We start from the raw sequence: 17,021 nt of genomic DNA on the forward strand, positions 1-17,021 counted from the left end.
CGCCCGTCCCGTCTGCCCATGTCTTATAACGGCTCTCACGGAATGGTATCATAATCACTATGCTTGAGTCCTTTATCCCCCTGTCCCTTTTCTTCGTCTTCCTTCTCGCCTCAGGCGCTTCGGGTAACGGCCGTTATGCCGGGAAGCGCTGGGACATGGTCGAGAGCCAGATAATTGCCCGGGGCATAAGGAACACCGCTGTCATTCAGGCGATGCTCAATGTACCGCGCCATGAGTTCGTGCCCGAGGAGATGAGGGACGAGGCGTATAACGACAACCCCATACCCGTGGGCATGGGGCAGACTATATCTCAGCCATACATCGTCGCGCTCATGACCGAGCTCCTGAACCCCGCGCGGGGCATGAAGATACTGGAAGTGGGCACGGGCTCCGGCTATCAGTCCGCGGTGCTCGCCGAAACCGGGTGCGACCTCTACACGATAGAGATCGTCGAGAGCCTGGCGCAGAAGGCGCGCCTCGTTCTGGAAAAAATAGGATATTCCAACATCGCTTACAAAATTGGTGACGGATACCAGGGGTGGGAGGAGCACGCCCCGTTCGACGGCATTATAGTGACGGCTGCCCCCGGGCACGTGCCCGCTAAGCTACTCGATCAGCTCAAGGTAAACGGAAGAATGGTCATTCCTGTAGGCGGCGACAGCCAGGAGCTTCAGCTTATCGAAAAGACCGATACCGGGATTACGAAGAAGAGAATAACCGCTGTCCGCTTCGTCCCCATGACGGGCAGGTCGGAATCCTGAGAGTGCTATGCCCGGCCTTTCTGCTTAGTAAAACAACCTTATATGTCCAGGCTCACGTAATCCCCGAGCTCTATCTGCCTTGAGCTCTCCGTGATTATGCCTGTCGAGCAGCCCTCCTTGACCTCGAGCACGACGATCTTCCCTATCAGCGAGCCGGGGATTATTACGTCCTTGTGTGCGTCGGGGTCGTGGGCCTTACGGGGCTGCGTATAGATCGAGAATACGTTTCCGGGCACGACGTTGTTCACTTCGCCCGCGTCTATGTAAACGATGTCTCCCTTGCCGCTAAGCTCCGTATTGTTCTTCGTCTCTACTATGAACCCGTCCACCCTACGGGTGCCCTTCCTCAGAATCACCTCTTTTACGAACGGCTCCTGGGGCCTTACCTTGGCTCCGCGCGTTATCTCGAGGTATGACGAGGTTATTACCGCAGTCGATTTCCTCTTGCCGAGTATCTCCAGGAGCTCGAGCTCGCCTTCTATCTGCACCTTATACCCGATCCTCTGTCCCGTTATCGGATGCAGCACGGGCTTGGATGACCGGAATATAGTGAACTTGTCGCCTACGCCCGCTCCGTTCTTGGAGCCTACGTTCGTAAACACTATGTCCCCCGTGCCGAGGAGTATCTTGGGCGGCTCCGATGTCAGTATGGTGCCCATGTGCTCCCATTCGCCGGGCGTTATGAACCCTTCCGTTCCGCCCCGCGAGTAATAGTAGACAGGCGGCGGCGGCTCGATGTCCTCGAACGATACCTTGTGCGCCTTGGGCTCGACCTTTACAACCGGGATGTCGGGCTGCTGGGCTTTTAGCGCGATTACGTCCCCGGGGTATATGAGGTTCGGGTTGTCTATGTAGGGGTTTATCTCCCACAGCCTCGGCCAGAAGAGAGGGTTGCCGAAGAACCGCCCGGAGATCTTCCAGAGGGAATCCCCCGGCTCCACTACATAAATCGTCGTCCCGTCCTTGGGGGGCGGCAGGCTGCCCTGCGCCAAGGCGATGCCGGTCAGTAGAAAAATTGCCAATAGTGTTCTTAAATACATCCCGTCAATCCTCCGTTAAGATAAGGAATCCGGCCGGGCCGGCTCCGTTCTTAATGCACTATTCAGATTTTACACCCATTTGGGATAAATTGAAAGTATTATTATATTCTTTTAGGCTTTCATATAGAGAACTTATAGACTATACTTAAGAACGCTTGTAAAGTTTGGACAATGTCGGCCCGCGTTTGGCCCTATGGACAACAGGATACTGATAAATATCACGTTCAATGAAACGAGGGTCGCCGTCATGGAAAACGGCGTCGTCGCGGAGCTTTACATCGAGCGAAAGTCCGCGCCGCGTATAGTGGGGAACATATACAAGGGCATCGTCGGGAAGGTCGTGCCGGGTATGCAGGCGGCTTTCATAGATATCGGCCTCGGGAAATCGGGCTTCATATCCGTCGAGGACGTGCACGAGGATTCTCTCTACGAATACTTCCTCGACGGCGGAAGCGAATCCCAGCAGTCGAGAAAACACGACAGGGGGCTCATCCAGGACATACTCCGCGAAGGACAGCACGTCCTCGTCCAGGTGCTTAAGGAGTCGGTCGGAGGGAAAGGGGCGAAGCTGTCGTCCAATATCGGGATACCCGGCAAGTACTCCGTCCTTCTGGGCACGACCGATATAGTCGGGATATCCAGAAAGATAGAGGACCCGGCCGAAAGGGAAAGACTCGCGGAGATCATAAGGAGGATTAAGCCCGAAGGGAAAGGTATTATCGCGAGGACGGCCAGCGTAGGCGTCAGCGCGGATGAGATAGAGCAGGATATACAGGATCTGCTCCGTCTCTGGGAGGACATAAGGAAGAGAAGCGAAGAACAGAAAGCGCCGAGTCTCCTTTACGAAGAGCCCAGGCTCTATATTAAAGCGGTGCGGGATTTCGTCTCGACCGAATACAACAGGATCGTCGTCGACTCCGAGCCCGTGTATCAGGAGGTCACGGCTTACCTCAGGCGCAATTTCCCCGACGCCTCCGTAAGCGTCGAGCTGTATCAGGACCCGGAGCCCCTGTTCTCGAGGTACGGCGTCGAGAGCGAGATAAGAAAGATATTCAATAAAAAGGTCTGGCTTAAATCAGGGGGCCATATAATAATCGAGGAGGCCGAGGGACTCACCGTCGTCGACGTGAATACCGGCAGGTATCAGAGCGGAAAGAGCCAGGAGGAGACCATATATACGCTTAACCTCGAGGCGGCCGCGGAGATAGTGAGACAGATAAGGCTCAGGAACCTTGTGGGCATAGTGGTGGTCGATTTCATAGACATAAAAAACCGGCAGCTCCGCGACCAGATATACGAGGCTTTCGTCGAGGCGCTGAAGCAGGACAGGGCGCGGTCCGCTGTTCTCGAGATGTCCCCCTTCGGGGTTATACAGATGACGCGCCAGCGCGTTAGGGAGAGCTTGCTCACCGAGCTTGCGGAGCCGTGTCCCTACTGCGAGGGCTCGGGCTATCTCAAATCCAAGGACACGATCAGTTACGAAATAATAAGGGAAATAAAGAGCAGGATCGTAAAGCCTTTCGTAAAGAGGATAGAAGTCCAGGCGAGCGCGAAAGTCATACACAGGCTTAAAGAGTTCGAGCACGAAAACCTGAAGCGCCTCGAGAAGGAGCACGGCGTCGCGATCGCGTATAAACCCGTCGAGGGGCGCATAGGCAGGTTCGAGGTCATAGCAGACTGAAGGGCTGGCTATTACCTGGAACACGGCTGTCACAATTCTCAAATTCGGCGCTATTATTAGTTAATAGTTGGATTCGAGCGCAGGGTAGGTTCGCTTATGACTCGTGCACTAAAATACCCGCTTATAATAGCCCTGATATTCCTCCTTGGCTGCGGGGGAGAGGACGGGGGCGAATCCGTAACAACGGATGAGTCCGCTCCTGAAGTTGCGGATGAGCCCGTTACGGAGACGGAGGACGTCCCTGAGGAAGAACCCGCCGACGCCGGGTACTCCCAACCTTCTCTGCCTTCCCTGGGGGAGATAAAATCCGTGAAAATTAACACTCTGTCCGCTAACCCGAGGGACGGGTTTCTGGCCGTAATAGAGTATGACGGTGAGGACATAGGGGGGACGGGTTTTATTTATGACTGGAAGCTCAACGGGAACGATATAACGGGCGCGAGCGAAGAGAAGCTCGAATGGAGGGACGGCTTCAAAAAAGGCGATACGATAACTTTGAGCGTCACGCCCTACAACGACCTCGGCGCCGGCGCGTTGTCTGCCGAGGGGAGCATCACGATACCCAACTCGCCCCCTGTCATTACGTCCGAGCCTGATGCGTCCTTTGAGGAAGGGAGGTTCAGTTACATCGTGGAAGCCCGGGACCCGGACGGCGATCCCATCGATTTCAGCCTCAGGAGCGCACCACGCGGTATGACGATAGAGCCCGCGGCGGGCCTCATTCTCTGGGAGTACGGTGAAAAGGACGCGGGCGATTATAAAGTGACCGTAATAGTCACGGACTCGGAAGGGGCTGAGTCCCGGCAGGAGCTGACTTTATCCATACACCCGCAGCAGGATTCCGGAGCCGTCGAATAGCATGTCAATCGGACCCGGCGCGCCCGCTATTGTTAGCAATCCATGAAATTGTTACACAGCTCTATAAAACACAGGTATATTTTATTTTGTTACGGGTCGTAATTTGTCCCGGTCAAATAATTCAGGTCGGATACGTAGTTATAGCGGGTGACGTCATGAGAAGGTCGTTTCAGGCGGGAATGTTCATAGAAAAGAAGATAGAGACGAAAGCGGAAATGGCTGCTTCCCGGTTCCACGAAAATTCCCCGCGCGTGCTCTCGAGCCCTTCTCTCATTACCTTCATGCAGACGACTTGCGCCGACCTCATGGCCCCGTTCCTCGACCCGACCGAGATGGTCGTGAGCGTGAGGATGGAGATGAACCATCTGGCCTCGACCCCGATCGGATCGACTATAACCGTAAGGGCCGAGATCGACAGGATAGAGGCCAACAAGGTATATTTCAAGATCGATGCATACGACGAGGTCGAGAAGATCGCTACGGGTTACAACGATATGTTCATCATCAACGAAGAGAGGTTCGAAAGGGGTATCAGAAGGAAGCTCGGAGCGGATTCGCAGAAGGCGCAGTCCATGTAACGGCTCACTTCGCTTATATTCGTTGTGAGCTGTTTACTTTCAAATTTTCCCGGCATAAGTAAAATCCCCCCTGTATTTCAATAACACGGACGGAGCGTAAATCATGGCTAAGGGCGTATTGGAAAATTTGTATCACGTGGCGATCGCGGTCAGGGACATCGGCGAGGCGGAGAAGCTGTACGAGAAGGCGCTCGGTCTCAGGGTCGGGCACAGGGAGGTGGTGGAGGACCAGAAGGTGAAGACGACCATGCTCGTACCCGAAAAGGGCGGCGCCGCGGTGGAGCTCCTGGAGCCCCTGAGCGAAGACTCCCCGATCTCGAAGTTCCTCGACAAGAGGGGCGAGGGCATTCATCACATCTGCTTCCTCGTGGACGATATAGAGGCCGCACTCGAAAGGCTGAAGCGCGAGGGCGTGAAGCTCATAGACGAATCTCCCCGTCCCGGCGCATACAATTCGAGGGTCGCGTTCATACACCCGAAGGCGATGAACGGAGTGCTGATAGAGCTCGCCGAGATCGAGAAATAACACTTAACCAAGATGTGATCAATCAACGTCGTTGTGAAGTTTAATCAAATTCTATTAGTGAGAAATCTATTTTTCTTTTAATTTCCTGCTAAGAAAAAGGGGAGCAATTCCAACAAATCGGAGGGATTGTTCGGAGATGATTAAATAGAGAGGGCTGTCTTAATCGAAGCTACAACTTTGACGAACCAGATGAGGGGGGGGTTAGTTTCAATCCATTTGTCCTACATATTATATCCCTCCCCCTGGAGGGGGGAGGGCTAGGGTGGGGGTGTCACCTTTCATTCATTCAATCAAACCGGTACGTGCAGCTTGTCCGGCGCAGTCTCGACGAAGCCGGAAGTCTGTCGAAGGGTGTAGCTTTTACATGACATTACCAAATCGGCGACAGCTGAGCACCCGTGGGTATGCGATTCTCAGCGCCGATTCCGCTAGAAGAAAAAGTAACTGACGAGCGTAATTATGATCCCGCACGCTATGTCGATATAGAGTCCCGCTTTTATCATGCTACTCTGGCGGATCTTCTCGGTCCCGTATACGAGAGCGTTAGGAGGCGTGCCCACCGGCAGCATGAAGCCGCACGATGCGGCTATCCCCACGCTGAGCGCGATCGCCTCGGGCGAATGCTGCATCGTCTCCTGTCCGAGAACGAGGAATATGGGGACCATTATGGCTGCGGTCGCCGTGTTGCTCGCGAACTCCGAGAGCAGGATAACGAACAGCACCGAACCGAGTGTTAGCGGGAACGCGCCGTGTATCGAAAGGCGGTCCCTCACGAGATCGGCGAGGTATTTGCTCGCACCCGTCTCTGAAAGCACTGCGCTCAACACGATTCCCCCTCCGAACAGAAGCAGCACCCCCCAGTCGGTGAACCTTTCTATCTCTTTCCACTTTATAGTGCCCGATACTACGAGCATGAAGATCGCCATTATGGCCACGATGGAATCGAATTCCTTCTCAATTCCAAGCCGTGAGGATACAGGGCCGCTGAATATCCAGAGCGCGACCGTTACGCCGAAAATTGCTGCGAGCTTGTACGTGTTTTTATCTATAGTGATCTGAGTGAGCGCCCCTCCCCGGGAAACTCCTTCCTCAGGCAGCTTTGGCTTTAGCGTGAGATAAAGGACGAATACCATTACAGGCAGAAGGATAACCACGAATGGTACGCCCACCTGGAGCCAGTCCCTGAAATCCATCCCCAGGTTGGCTGCCGTGATCGCGTTGGGCGGGCTTCCCACTATCGTCCCGATGCCCCCGATGCTCGCGGCGTACGCGACTCCCAGAAGTATGAATTCCTCGGTCGATGCCGTGCTCTCTTTCAGGTTGGCTATGAGACCGAGCGCTACGGGAAGCATGATGGCTGTCGTAGCGGTGTTGCTTATCCACATGCTTATGAGAGCGGTGGAAGCGAATAGTCCCAGCACCGAGAGTAGAGAATTCGCCCCCGCGGCCCTCATGATATATCCGGCGATGAGCCGGTCGAGGCTGTGTTTATGGAGGGCGGCTGCCAGGGCAAAGCCTCCCAAAAAGAGAAATATGACAGGGTTTGCGAAATGGCTGAGCGCTTCCTTTACGTCGAATATGCCCGTGAGTACGGCCAGAATAGGCACGAGCAGGGCGGTTACCGTTATCGGCAGGGCCTCTGTGAACCATAGCGCCGCTATGAAAACCAGGATCGAAAGGCCCTTCAGTATGCCCTTGTCGACGGGCAAGAAAAAATATACGGCAAGCGATACAATACCGCTTGTCAGGATTATCAGGTTTTTATTCATCGGAGTGTCGGTGTCAAATGCGGGAGAATCCTGCCTCGGTTGCCTGATAATTTTTCGCTCGATGAGACATGATTAAATCTACTTCAATCTTTGCATTAACGATAGACCTTTCCACATTCTTTTAATCCCTTCCCCCTTGAGGGACGATTGCGATGGACAAGAGCAATCGGTCGCTCTCTCAATACAGCCAGCAATATAAATTAATAAAGCTCGTCATCAGCTGAGTTAAATTAAGGTTAAGGTGGGGTTGTCATTTCGACCACTGCTTCGAGCAAGCGAGAAGTAGGATGCCCTCGGCTGATTGCACATTTACTTCTCAAACTGCATCCGGGTAGTAGAACATAAAACGGGAGAAATCTATCTCTTGCTTTTATTTAATTCCCTCCTTAGAAAAAGGAAGGTTAGGGAGGATTTTTCTTTAATCTGTCATGCTGAACCCTGAATCAAGTTCAGGGCAGGCTCGTTTCAGCATCTCGTAGCTTAAATCGGTAAGAGCTGCTTCCCTTCGACTTTGCACAGGATGGACTAGGCTCAATCTTGCCATTCGGGAAAAACCTATACCTCCCTAATTTTCTCAAGCACCCAGAGTTTCTTCCCCGTCCATCTCCCCCAGCCGGGGACCAGGAGCAGATACCTGCCTTTGAATCTCTCGCCCGACGCTTTTATTACGAGTTTTATACTGTTAACCGCTTCCGTCTCGTATACACCCTCGTCCCATATCTCGAGCGGTCCGCTGCCCCAGCTGTCCCCGGCCGTATGTTGATTGCCCGCGTCCTGCCGGAAACCGGCAGGACCCCTCTCTTCTATGACGATCCTCTTTTCCCTGTATTTGCCGGGGATTTTTTTAGGGACGATCCAATGCCTTGCCTCACCTTTATTTTCGAGGATGAGGTCATAGTGTTTATTCGGGCTCTTGTGCCTGAAGACGACGAACCTAGACATTCCTTTCATGGATAAGTTTCAGCCCGCGGAGAGTGAGGAATTCGTCTACCTCCTCTATAGTCCTGCTTTCTGGCGCTATCAGGCCGGCCACTCCTCCGGTCGCTATGACGCGGGGCTCTGTTTTCATTTCCGATTTTATCTTCGTAACGACTCCGTCGACGAGTCCCGCGTATCCGTGTATGAGCCCCGACTGAATGCTCTCAACTGTTGTCTTCCCGATTATGTTCTCGGGCTTTGCGATCTCCACCCTCGGCAGCTTGGACGCTTCCCGGTAAAGGGCCTCCGCCGAGATCATGAGCCCGGGCGTGATGACTCCCCCCATGTATTCCCCCTTGTCCGACACGCAGTCGAAAGTCGTAGCCGTTCCGAAGTCGACCACTATCACCGCGCTCCTGTATTTATCGTAAGCCGCCACCCCGTTCACTATCCTGTCTGCGCCTACTTCCTTGGGGTTATGATAGAGTATGGGCATTCCCGTCTTTACGCCGGGGCTCACGACGACGGGGTTCACGTCGAAATACGTCTTGACTGCGCTCGATACCGTCGACTGTATCGTCGGCACCACGCAGGAGATTACAGCCCCGTCTATCGAATCCGGGTCGATGTCCCTTATCTTCATCAGCTCCCTGAACAATATGCCGTATTCGTCCGATGTCTTGGATTTGTCGGTGCCTATCCTCCAGTGGCACATTATCCTGCCGCCGTCGAAGACGCCGAAGACAATATTCGTATTCCCTATATCGACCGCGAGGACCATTCTTCTTCTCCGGATCCTACAAGTAAAACCGCATTATTTTTTATTTCAAGCGGGAGGGCGAGCCTGACCGCGTACTCTTCTACTTTAGACCCCACTTTCTCCTGAGCGACCACTCGGAGAATAATAACCCCATTATCAGCATAAAGAATAAAGGGTTGTCCCAGAGGAGGACGGTTTTATATCCGGTTATCGTTTTCTTGCGGGAGTTTTCGATGTCGAGTCCCTCCGGGTCGTCGCGGGTCGTTATATACTTTCCGCCGGTCGCCCCGGCTATGGATTTAAGGAGCTTCAGGTTTGTGGTTACTCCCCTTAATTCGTCCCCGGGCGGCTCTACTATAAAAGACGCTTCCGAGGTCTGCGAGTCGGAAAAATCAGCGCCGTCATCGGGACTGGCGGCGATACCGTATATGCCAGGTTCGGTAAGCATGATTTTTGCCGCGAGCCTCTGCCGCGAGTCCCTTTCGGGCTCGATCTCGGCTGAGGTTCCGTCGGGCAGGGTCAGCCGGGTCTTTACGCGCCCTTCCCCGGATCCGTCCCCGCTCAGGTCCCATATGCCGACTTCGGCATTTTCTCCCGGGCTGTATACGGCTTTGTCCGTCTCGACCCTTATGTCCTTCAATTCCGGGTCGTTGACGAACCAGAGGAAGAGCCTGTTCCAGAATTTTTCATAGAGAGGCGAAACGTCCCCCTCGCTTCCGTAAACGAAATTCCATCTCCAGGACGAGTCGGATAGGAAAGTGGCGGCCTTGCCTGTCCCGACATTGGCTACGGCGAGTATCGGCTCCCCTTCCGGCGAGACCAGGAGCGGGACTGCGTCGGGGCTCATTCCCTCGACCATGTTGAAGCCTTCGAGCTCGGGCATGGCGTTCCACAGCTTCTCGTTCGCCTCCCTGTCGGGCACTATCCTCATTATCGGGTGGTTCTTACCCGCGGAAGTCAGCTTGGGCCGGAACACCTCGCCGCTGATCGTGTCGGTAAGCGTGCGCGCCATGTAACCGAGCTCAACGGGCAGTATTTCCGAGATGGGCGTCCTTCCGTAATTGCCGCTGTCGAAGCTCTTGTTGCCGCCTATCATCAGGAACGCCCCGCCGTCGTTCATCACGTAGTCCCTGATGCTCCTCAGGTGGAAACCGAAGATTCCGTAAGGCTGGAAGTTGAAGTTCTGAAATATCACTACGTCGAATGTCGGGAGCTCGTTTCCGAATATCTCGTTCACGGGGAAAGGAATGAGGCTGAGCTCGTTCTCAGTCGCGAAAACGAGGTCCGAAGGGTCGCGCAAAATGAAAAACGAAACGAGGTCTATGTTCGGGTTCCTCTTGAGCGCCTTCCTCAGGAACCTCACGTCCCATGAAGGGCTGCCCGCTACGTGGAGGACCCGTATCTTGTTTATTATTACGTCGGTGTAGAAGGACTTCCGGTTGTTCTCGGGCACGAGCTCGTCTGTCAAGACAGGTATGGATACGGTATATATCTTTCTCCCGAGCGTTATGGGATTGATTTCGAACTCGGCTTCGCCTTGCTTCGTGTTGGGATCGATGTAGACCTCTTTAATGGAGACGAGCTTGTCTCCTTCGTAAAGCGACACGGGGATTCTCATCCCGGCGGGCCCGCCCGACTTCACTGCGGCGCTTATCGAATAGGGGTATCTCAGGAACGAGACTTCGTTCGAACTGATCTTGTCTATCCAGATGTCGTCGGTCGCGTCTTCGGTGAGGGCGCCGGCCGTGTTGATCCTGAAATCCGCTTTTCCGAGTGCTTCATCGAAGGCGGCATCCGGGGACTGCCGGCTCCCCCCGCCGTCCGATATGATGAGCGCTTCGTCGAGCTCTCCGCGACTCTGCTTTTCGGCGAGCTCGTCGAGGAGCTTGCCCAGGTTCGTGTGCTTGCCCGTGGGTTTCTGCTTCAGTATGGATTCCTGCGAGGAAGGCTTCAGGGTCTCGTCGAAGGTGTAGTAATCGAGCAAAAAATTCTGCCCGAGCCGTGTAAAGAAATCGGCGTTATTGCCGAAAAATCCCCTCACCGATTCGATTCTGCTCCCGCCGTCGTGCCCGCCCGCAAGGTTCATGCTCCAGGACCCGTCCACGACCACAGCGAGGGTCTTCTTTTCTTCCTTGTAGCTCTCTTCCTTGAGAGCCGGGTTCGTCAGTATGAATATAACGGTAATGAAAGCAATCGCGTGGAGCGAGGCCAGGACGATCCTTCTTTTCGAGCTCTTCAGATGCCTCGAGCTCCTGAGCGAGCCATAGACCACTATCGTGAATAAAATCAGTATCAGGGCGATTTCCGCAAGCCCCGGCGGGTTGAGTAGAGCGAATTTGCTTACCGCTGAATCCATCACATTAAATTTACCACACGACTACCCCGTTTTCAGAGCGGACTAGAATACAAGGAGCTTCCCCTCCTTCATTATGAGCTCGCCGTCGACCGCGACCGTGGGCTTCATGACTACACCGTCGAGGTGGCTCGCCACCCTCACCGTGCCGCCCATGCTCTTGTTGTCTCCGAATGCGATGTGTATAGTTCCTATGGCCTTTTCGTCCTCGAGCACACTCCCCGTGATGAGCGCCATGTCGTGCGTCCCTATGCCGAGTTCGGCAAGGTTGAACGCGGGCTTGCCGAACGGGGTCATGATAGAAAGCAGCTTCTCCGCCCCGCGCCCGCCCGTGATCTCTGTCGCGAACCCGTCCTCCACCTTCACCCTTATCACCTCGCCGACGAGCTTGCCTACCCCTGCCATAGAGCCGTCGAATACGACTACCCCGCTCGACCTCCCTTCGAGGGGCGCTACGTAAGCCTCCCCCGCGGGGAGGTTGCTGAAGTCCCCCGGATTGTGGTTGAGCCCCGTATCCGCGTGCCCCTCCCTCCCTTCGACGACGAGATTTATGTCTGTGCCTTTCTCGGTCGTGATCCTCACGTTTGAGCCGCTGCTTATTATATCGGCGAGCTTGTTACTCCTCTCCGCGATGAGCCCGTAGTCGGCGTTCAACGTCCTCACCATCGAGTCTTCCGTTATCCCCGGGAGCGTCGCTATCCTCGCCCCTGCCTTGCTGGCGCTCCTCCTCGATTCCGTGTGACTGAGAGATTTCTCTGTTGGTATGAGCACCGCGTCAAAGAGCTTCATAAATTCACCCACCGGCCCGGGCGGCTCTTCCCCGTTCGACTTCCTGGGTATTATCTCCGTGATGACCGCCTCCGCCCCCAGGCTCTTCGCCGCCTCCCAGAGCGCGTACCCGATTTTTCTTAACGGCTCGTCCGTGATGATGAGCACGTTCTCGCCGCGCTTTACCGCCATACAGTCTCTCACCGCGATCATCGCCGCGCTCTTGAGTTTATCCATCTCTCTTTTCTCCTCCGTCGTTTGTCGTGCGTGAAAAATCCGATATTATAATATGCCCATCCTGCATAGCCCTGCAAATCCTGGCGCTGTATGGAGAGGAGTGAGAATGCCTGATCTCGGCCTCGTGGCCCCTTACTGGAGCGACCTCAAAACGGAAGAGCTCGTCGAAACGGCGAGGCTCGCGGAAGAGCTCGGCTATCATTCCATATGGGTGCCCGAGATGTGGGGTAGGGACGCCTTCTCGATCCTCGGCCTCATAGCGGTTAATACGAAGAGGATAAAGCTCGCGACAGGGATAATCCCTGTCTACAGCAGAAGCCCCGCCGTCATCGCCCAGACGGCTGCAACGCTCGACGAGCTCTCGGGCGGACGCATGATGCTCGGCCTCGGGACGAGCGGCCCTGCCGTGATAGAGAACTGGCACGGCGTCCGTTTCGAGAAGCCGCTTCAGAGGACGAAGGAGTACGTCGAAATAATTAAAATGATCCTTAGCGGAGGCCGCGTCGACTACGAAGGCGAGATATTCTCTCTCAAGGGATTCAGGCTCCAGTTCAAGCCTTTGAGGAGCGATATCCCGGTTCTGGTCGCTGCGATCGGCCCCAGGAACATTCGCCTCGCGGGCGAGTGCGCAGACGGATGGATACCGTTCCTCATACCCAAAGAGGGTTTGAGGGATACCGGGGAGAACCTCCGGGAAGGGGCTCTCTCTTCCGGCAGGGAGGGGGATAGAATCATCGTCTGTCCCTACGTTACCGCTTCGGTTTCGGAGAATGCCGATACCGCAAAAAGCGCCGTGAGAGAGCACATCGCCTATTACATCGGGGGCATGGGGACTTTCTACTTCAATACCGTGTGCAGGTACGGGTTCGGGGACGAAGCCGCTGCGATCAAGAGCGCGTGGGACGGAGGAAAGAAGAGCGCGGCGGTGGAGGCGGTGAGCGAAAGGATGCTCGATTCGCTTTCCGTCTCGGGCTCGCCCGCGCACGGGAGGGCTATGATTGCCGATTATTACAAAGAAGGCGCCGACGTTCCGGTTCTCGTCTTCCCGCCCAAAGCCTCGCGTGAAATTGTGAGAGAGTCCATCATAAGCCTCGCCCCGGGGGCTTAGTATTCGAGGGGTGAATTTAGCATTTTGTCATTCCCGAAATTTTTTATCGGGAATCTTATCTTTTTCTGTCTTTGCGAGGGAGCGTATTATGCGACCGCGGCAATCCCGTTTTTTTCTCATCTGTCATTTCGAGCCGCAGGTGAGAAATCTATCGTTGTCTTGCTGAACTACGGCTCTGAACAAGTGCAAGAACCGGACGCCATAGGAAGAATGCAACGTGTAAATTGTTCCTCGGATATTTTTTGGTTAACCCAAAATATTCAGCATCTCGTTTTTGCCATTTCTCCGACATTCACAGTATCGGCGGCACACAATGTGTGCGCATATACGATTCTTCCGAATCTCCTCTGCCTAACCTGCAAGTGAACCCACCCGTTCGTCCTGCTTGTCCGGCGAAGCTTTCTTGTCGGTTGAATCTCGGCACGTCGCCCGGAGGCTATGAGCCGTAGGGGGAATAGCTGAGTCCGAGGCGAAGACGGAAGCTTGTCGAAGGACGCCGGTCTTCGATCCGCATGAGGCACCCCTCAGCAGCTTATAAAATCTTTCAGGACTCCGCCGTTGCTGAGCTGTCTCAGCTTCTTGAGAGCGCGTCTCTCGATCTGCCTTATGCGCTCCCGGGTCAGGCTGTACCTGTTCCCGATCTCGTCGAGCGTGTAGGACTCGTCGTATCCTATGCCGAACCTCATCCTGAGTATGTCCTCCTCCCTGTCTGTGAGGTTCGAGAGCGCTTCCTCGATCTTTTCTGTCATGGAGACTTTTGCGAGGAGCGTGTCGGTCGCGGGCCTGGTATCGGGAATAAAGTCTATGAAGCTGTTCTTGGCCTCTCCGTTGTTCGGGTTCACGGCGTCGAGATAGACTATATTTGTGGAAGTGGCTTTGATCACCTTGTTGACTTTCTTTACGCTGAGTCCGGCTTCCTGCGCTATGTTCTCTATGTCCGGGTTCTCGCCGTTCTCGTGCCTGAGCATGTTGGCCGTCCTCGTAATTTTATTCGCCTGCTCGAGCACGCGCACGGGGATCCTTATCACCCTCGTCTGGTCGAATAGCGAGCGCGTTATGCTCTGGATTATCCACCACGAGGCGTAAGTCGAAAACCTGTAGCCCTTCGACGGGTCGAATTTCTCGACAGCTTTAATAAGCCCGATATTGCCTTCCTGTATTATGTCCGCGAGCGGGAGTCCTCTTCCCATATAGTTCTTCGCTATGCTTATCACGAGCCTGAGGTTCGATTTAATGAACTTGTCCTTGTTGTATATCTCTTTGTTCCTGTACGCCCTCAGGAGCGCGGACATCCTGTTAAGGGTCATCTTTAAAGAAACGTGAGTCCCGCCGGTTTTGCCGCGCCGCTTCGGGCTCTTGCCGTTCTGTCGGCAATCGCAGACCTTCTGCACTTTAACTTTGCCGCTCAGTTTCTCCGTAAGCTCGTTTATGTAGGCTTCGAGCTTGCGGGCCCTCGCGTTATATTTTTTTATCTTGGTCGCTATTCGGAGTTCATCTGTTGCGGTTAGAAGCGATTCCGTCCCCACTTCTCTGAAATACGATTGGAGGAGCTTGTAGTCCTCGTCTGGGATCACCCTTTGTTTCCCGTTGCTTTTCCCAGTGGTTGTTACGCTCATGATATTCTGCTCGTAAGCGTAATCACCCGGCATCGATTTCTGACTGCCGAAATCATGGTTGCCCATCAAACCGCCCGTCATTAAAGCATGAGATGATTCTTTGATGTTCCGACCCATTTGAATATCCTCCGATTTTTTAATCCTCGGACTGTTTCAGATGCAATGTTCATGCCATAAAATAAATATTTAATACAATAGCCCGTGATCATTAATTAATCTCATCCACGGCCGGGTGCCGGCTTCCCCGGCTGCGTCTCCGGCTAATGACAAAAAATGTCATTGTGCGGATATTCGGCCGGAAATTGAACGCAAAAAGTGTTGGCGGCGGTTACCAAAAATATTACGCCTTCCGCCTCGATTCGGTCTGCCGGCGGACATAAGGCGATCGTCCGCGTGCTCCGCCGTGAGCGGAATAAGAGATCTCTACAGGGCGGTCCGTACTGCATAACGGGTATATAAGGTTTATTGACAACACCTTCGATTAAAGTAAATATTAGCGGGGTCGGTAGGAAAACCACCGGGAATTTTTCTATCGAAAAAATTATTTCGCGGGGGCGTATCGGATGAAAATTCTTCTAACGGGCGGCGCCGGCTTTATCGGCTCCTGGGTTGCCGAAGCATATATTAAGGAAGGACACGAAGTACATATACTCGATGACCTCTCGACCGGGAGGATGGAGAACATTCCCGAGGGAGCGTCTTTCACGAAGTGCGACATAAGGGATGAAGACGCCGTGCGCGCGGCTTTTACCCAATTCCGCCCGGATGCGGTAAACCACCACGCGGCCCAGATCGACGTGAGGAAATCGGTCGAGGACCCCGCGTACGACGCATCGGTTAACATAATCGGGACGATCCGCCTCCTCGAATCCTCCATCAGGAACGGCGTAAAGAAGTTCATATTCGCATCGACCGGGGGGGCGATTTACGGCGAGCCCGCCAACATTCCTGCCGATGAAAAGACACCGCCGATGCCGATCTCCCCGTACGGCACGTCGAAATACGCTGTCGAGAAATACCTCGAGTATTACAGGTACATATATTCACTTGATTACGTCGCGCTCAGATACGCGAACGTCTACGGACCGAGACAGAACCCGCACGGAGAGGCGGGGGTGATCGCCATATTCTGCAGCCGCATTCTTTCGGGACAGCCCTGCGTCGTGTTCGGGGACGGCAATCAGACGAGAGACTACGTCTATGCGGGAGACGTCGCAGGCGCAAACCTCTGCGCCCTTTCGTCTCCCTCCGGGAGCTACAACATAGGCACGCAGATCGAGACTTCGGTGAACGGTCTCATAACCGAGCTCGAAGCCGCCTCGGGAATAAATTTCCCGGTTAACTATGCGGACGCGCGGCCTGGAGAGGTCGGCAGGATAAGCCTCGACGTGAGGCTCGCGGGCAGGGTCCTCGGCTGGGCGCCGAGCGTCTTTCTTGCCAAGGGCATAAAAAATACCTGGGAGTGGTTCAAGGCCGGCCGCTCCGGAACGGATAAAAATTAAGAGACGTCCGGGTGTCCCGGTTGCAGGCGTACGAGGAAGTCACCGGAGCCCCCGCGGCCGATTGCGAAACCGGGCTCTTAGTGTATCCTTAAACACCTCGGAGGTTAAATTAATGAAGAAGAAAGAAGATTTTCTCTACGACGTGAGGGTTGCCAACAGGCATATCAGAGAAGGCGTGATCACGAAAAAAGACTACGACAAGTATTTAAGCAGCCTTCCCGACGTCGAAGACAAGAGCGAGCCTCTCATAATCGAGGATGAGAATGAAGAGGGCCGGGCGGAGACCGGGCGTGAAGAGGAATGAATTCGATGAAATGGGACTATAAGGTAATTTCTGTAGACAAGCTTTTTCAGGGCAGCGAAGACCACGATATAGCGGTATCCAAAGAAGCCGCAATGGCCAGAAGGAACAAGGTAGGTCACGGCATGGAAAACACGCTTAACGAGCTCGGAGAGGAGTCCTGGGAGCTCGTCGCGATAGCCGGGGATTTCGGAATTTTCAAAAAACCTAAAAATTAAGATATGTGGCCGCTTCGTCCGCGGACC

At 54.3% G+C, this 17,021-nt stretch carries 16 protein-coding genes; 9 read left to right on the forward strand and 7 right to left on the reverse strand.

All coding sequences use genetic code 11. The annotated features are described in order from the left end of the window. The first annotated feature begins 59 nt into the window (after positions 1-59). Entirely contained in the window at positions 60-761 is a 702-nt protein-coding gene (locus AB1598_09660; GenBank protein ID MEW6145271.1) for a protein-L-isoaspartate(D-aspartate) O-methyltransferase, read from the forward strand. Between the two features lie 38 nt (positions 762-799). Here AB1598_09660 and AB1598_09665 read toward each other — a convergent pair whose 3' ends face one another. Beyond that, complete coding sequence (locus tag AB1598_09665) at positions 800-1,801, reverse strand: LysM peptidoglycan-binding domain-containing protein (protein MEW6145272.1); 1,002 nt, start codon at positions 1,799-1,801, stop codon at positions 800-802. Positions 1,802-1,994: 193 nt separating this feature from the next. Here AB1598_09665 and AB1598_09670 point away from each other — a divergent pair, with 193 nt between their 5' ends. From AB1598_09670 to mce, 4 genes are all read left to right on the forward strand, one after another. Further along, on the forward strand, positions 1,995-3,482 hold the full coding sequence (locus tag AB1598_09670) for an Rne/Rng family ribonuclease (GenBank protein ID MEW6145273.1): 1,488 nt from the start codon (positions 1,995-1,997) through the stop codon (positions 3,480-3,482). Positions 3,483-3,578: 96 nt separating this feature from the next. After that, positions 3,579-4,340, forward strand: a complete 762-nt coding sequence (locus tag AB1598_09675) for an Ig domain-containing protein (GenBank protein ID MEW6145274.1) — start codon at positions 3,579-3,581, stop codon at positions 4,338-4,340. 155 nt (positions 4,341-4,495) lie between these two features. After that, positions 4,496-4,918, forward strand: a complete 423-nt coding sequence (locus AB1598_09680; GenBank protein ID MEW6145275.1) for a hotdog domain-containing protein — start codon at positions 4,496-4,498, stop codon at positions 4,916-4,918. A gap of 103 nt (positions 4,919-5,021) precedes the next feature. After that, on the forward strand, positions 5,022-5,444 hold the full coding sequence (mce, locus tag AB1598_09685) for a methylmalonyl-CoA epimerase (protein MEW6145276.1): 423 nt from the start codon (positions 5,022-5,024) through the stop codon (positions 5,442-5,444). A gap of 428 nt (positions 5,445-5,872) precedes the next feature. Here the strand turns inward: mce and AB1598_09690 are convergent, their stop codons facing one another. The 5 genes from AB1598_09690 to AB1598_09710 all read right to left on the reverse strand — a co-directional run bounded on the left by AB1598_09690 (position 5,873) and on the right by AB1598_09710 (position 12,249). Further along, a complete protein-coding gene (locus AB1598_09690; GenBank protein MEW6145277.1) occupies positions 5,873-7,213 on the reverse strand; it encodes a DASS family sodium-coupled anion symporter in 1,341 nt (446 codons plus the stop codon). Positions 7,214-7,768: 555 nt separating this feature from the next. Further along, on the reverse strand, positions 7,769-8,164 hold the full coding sequence (locus AB1598_09695) for a DNA polymerase ligase N-terminal domain-containing protein (GenBank protein MEW6145278.1): 396 nt from the start codon (positions 8,162-8,164) through the stop codon (positions 7,769-7,771). Then, a complete protein-coding gene (locus AB1598_09700) occupies positions 8,148-8,912 on the reverse strand; it encodes a type III pantothenate kinase (protein ID MEW6145279.1) in 765 nt (254 codons plus the stop codon). Before AB1598_09700 ends, AB1598_09695 begins: the two co-directional genes overlap by 17 nt. A gap of 79 nt (positions 8,913-8,991) precedes the next feature. Continuing rightward, positions 8,992-11,247, reverse strand: a complete 2,256-nt coding sequence (locus AB1598_09705) for a glutamine amidotransferase (protein MEW6145280.1) — start codon at positions 11,245-11,247, stop codon at positions 8,992-8,994. Positions 11,248-11,289: 42 nt separating this feature from the next. Next, entirely contained in the window at positions 11,290-12,249 is a 960-nt protein-coding gene (locus AB1598_09710) for an aminopeptidase (GenBank protein MEW6145281.1), read from the reverse strand. 106 nt (positions 12,250-12,355) lie between these two features. Between AB1598_09710 and AB1598_09715 the strand changes: the two genes are divergently transcribed. Then, positions 12,356-13,357 carry an LLM class flavin-dependent oxidoreductase gene (locus AB1598_09715; GenBank protein ID MEW6145282.1) on the forward strand — a complete coding sequence of 334 codons (1,002 nt, stop codon included), beginning with the start codon at positions 12,356-12,358 and terminating at the stop codon, positions 13,355-13,357. Positions 13,358-13,881: 524 nt separating this feature from the next. Here AB1598_09715 and AB1598_09720 read toward each other — a convergent pair. Beyond that, complete coding sequence (locus AB1598_09720; protein MEW6145283.1) at positions 13,882-15,090, reverse strand: RNA polymerase sigma factor RpoD/SigA; 1,209 nt, start codon at positions 15,088-15,090, stop codon at positions 13,882-13,884. 446 nt (positions 15,091-15,536) lie between these two features. Between AB1598_09720 and AB1598_09725 the strand changes: the two genes are divergently transcribed. From AB1598_09725 to AB1598_09735, 3 genes are all read left to right on the forward strand, one after another. Further along, positions 15,537-16,475 carry an NAD-dependent epimerase/dehydratase family protein gene (locus AB1598_09725; protein ID MEW6145284.1) on the forward strand — a complete coding sequence of 313 codons (939 nt, stop codon included), beginning with the start codon at positions 15,537-15,539 and terminating at the stop codon, positions 16,473-16,475. Positions 16,476-16,587: 112 nt separating this feature from the next. Then, positions 16,588-16,779 (forward strand): hypothetical protein, encoded by a 192-nt coding sequence (locus AB1598_09730; protein MEW6145285.1) that lies wholly within the window; start codon positions 16,588-16,590, stop codon positions 16,777-16,779. Then, positions 16,776-16,994, forward strand: a complete 219-nt coding sequence (locus AB1598_09735; GenBank protein ID MEW6145286.1) for a hypothetical protein — start codon at positions 16,776-16,778, stop codon at positions 16,992-16,994. The genes AB1598_09730 and AB1598_09735 overlap by 4 nt, the downstream gene beginning before the upstream one ends. Positions 16,995-17,021 lie beyond the last annotated feature (27 nt).

This window comes from Thermodesulfobacteriota bacterium (genome assembly GCA_040754335.1).
GTDB lineage: Bacteria > Desulfobacterota_D > UBA1144 > Nemesobacterales > UBA2774 > 2-12-FULL-53-21.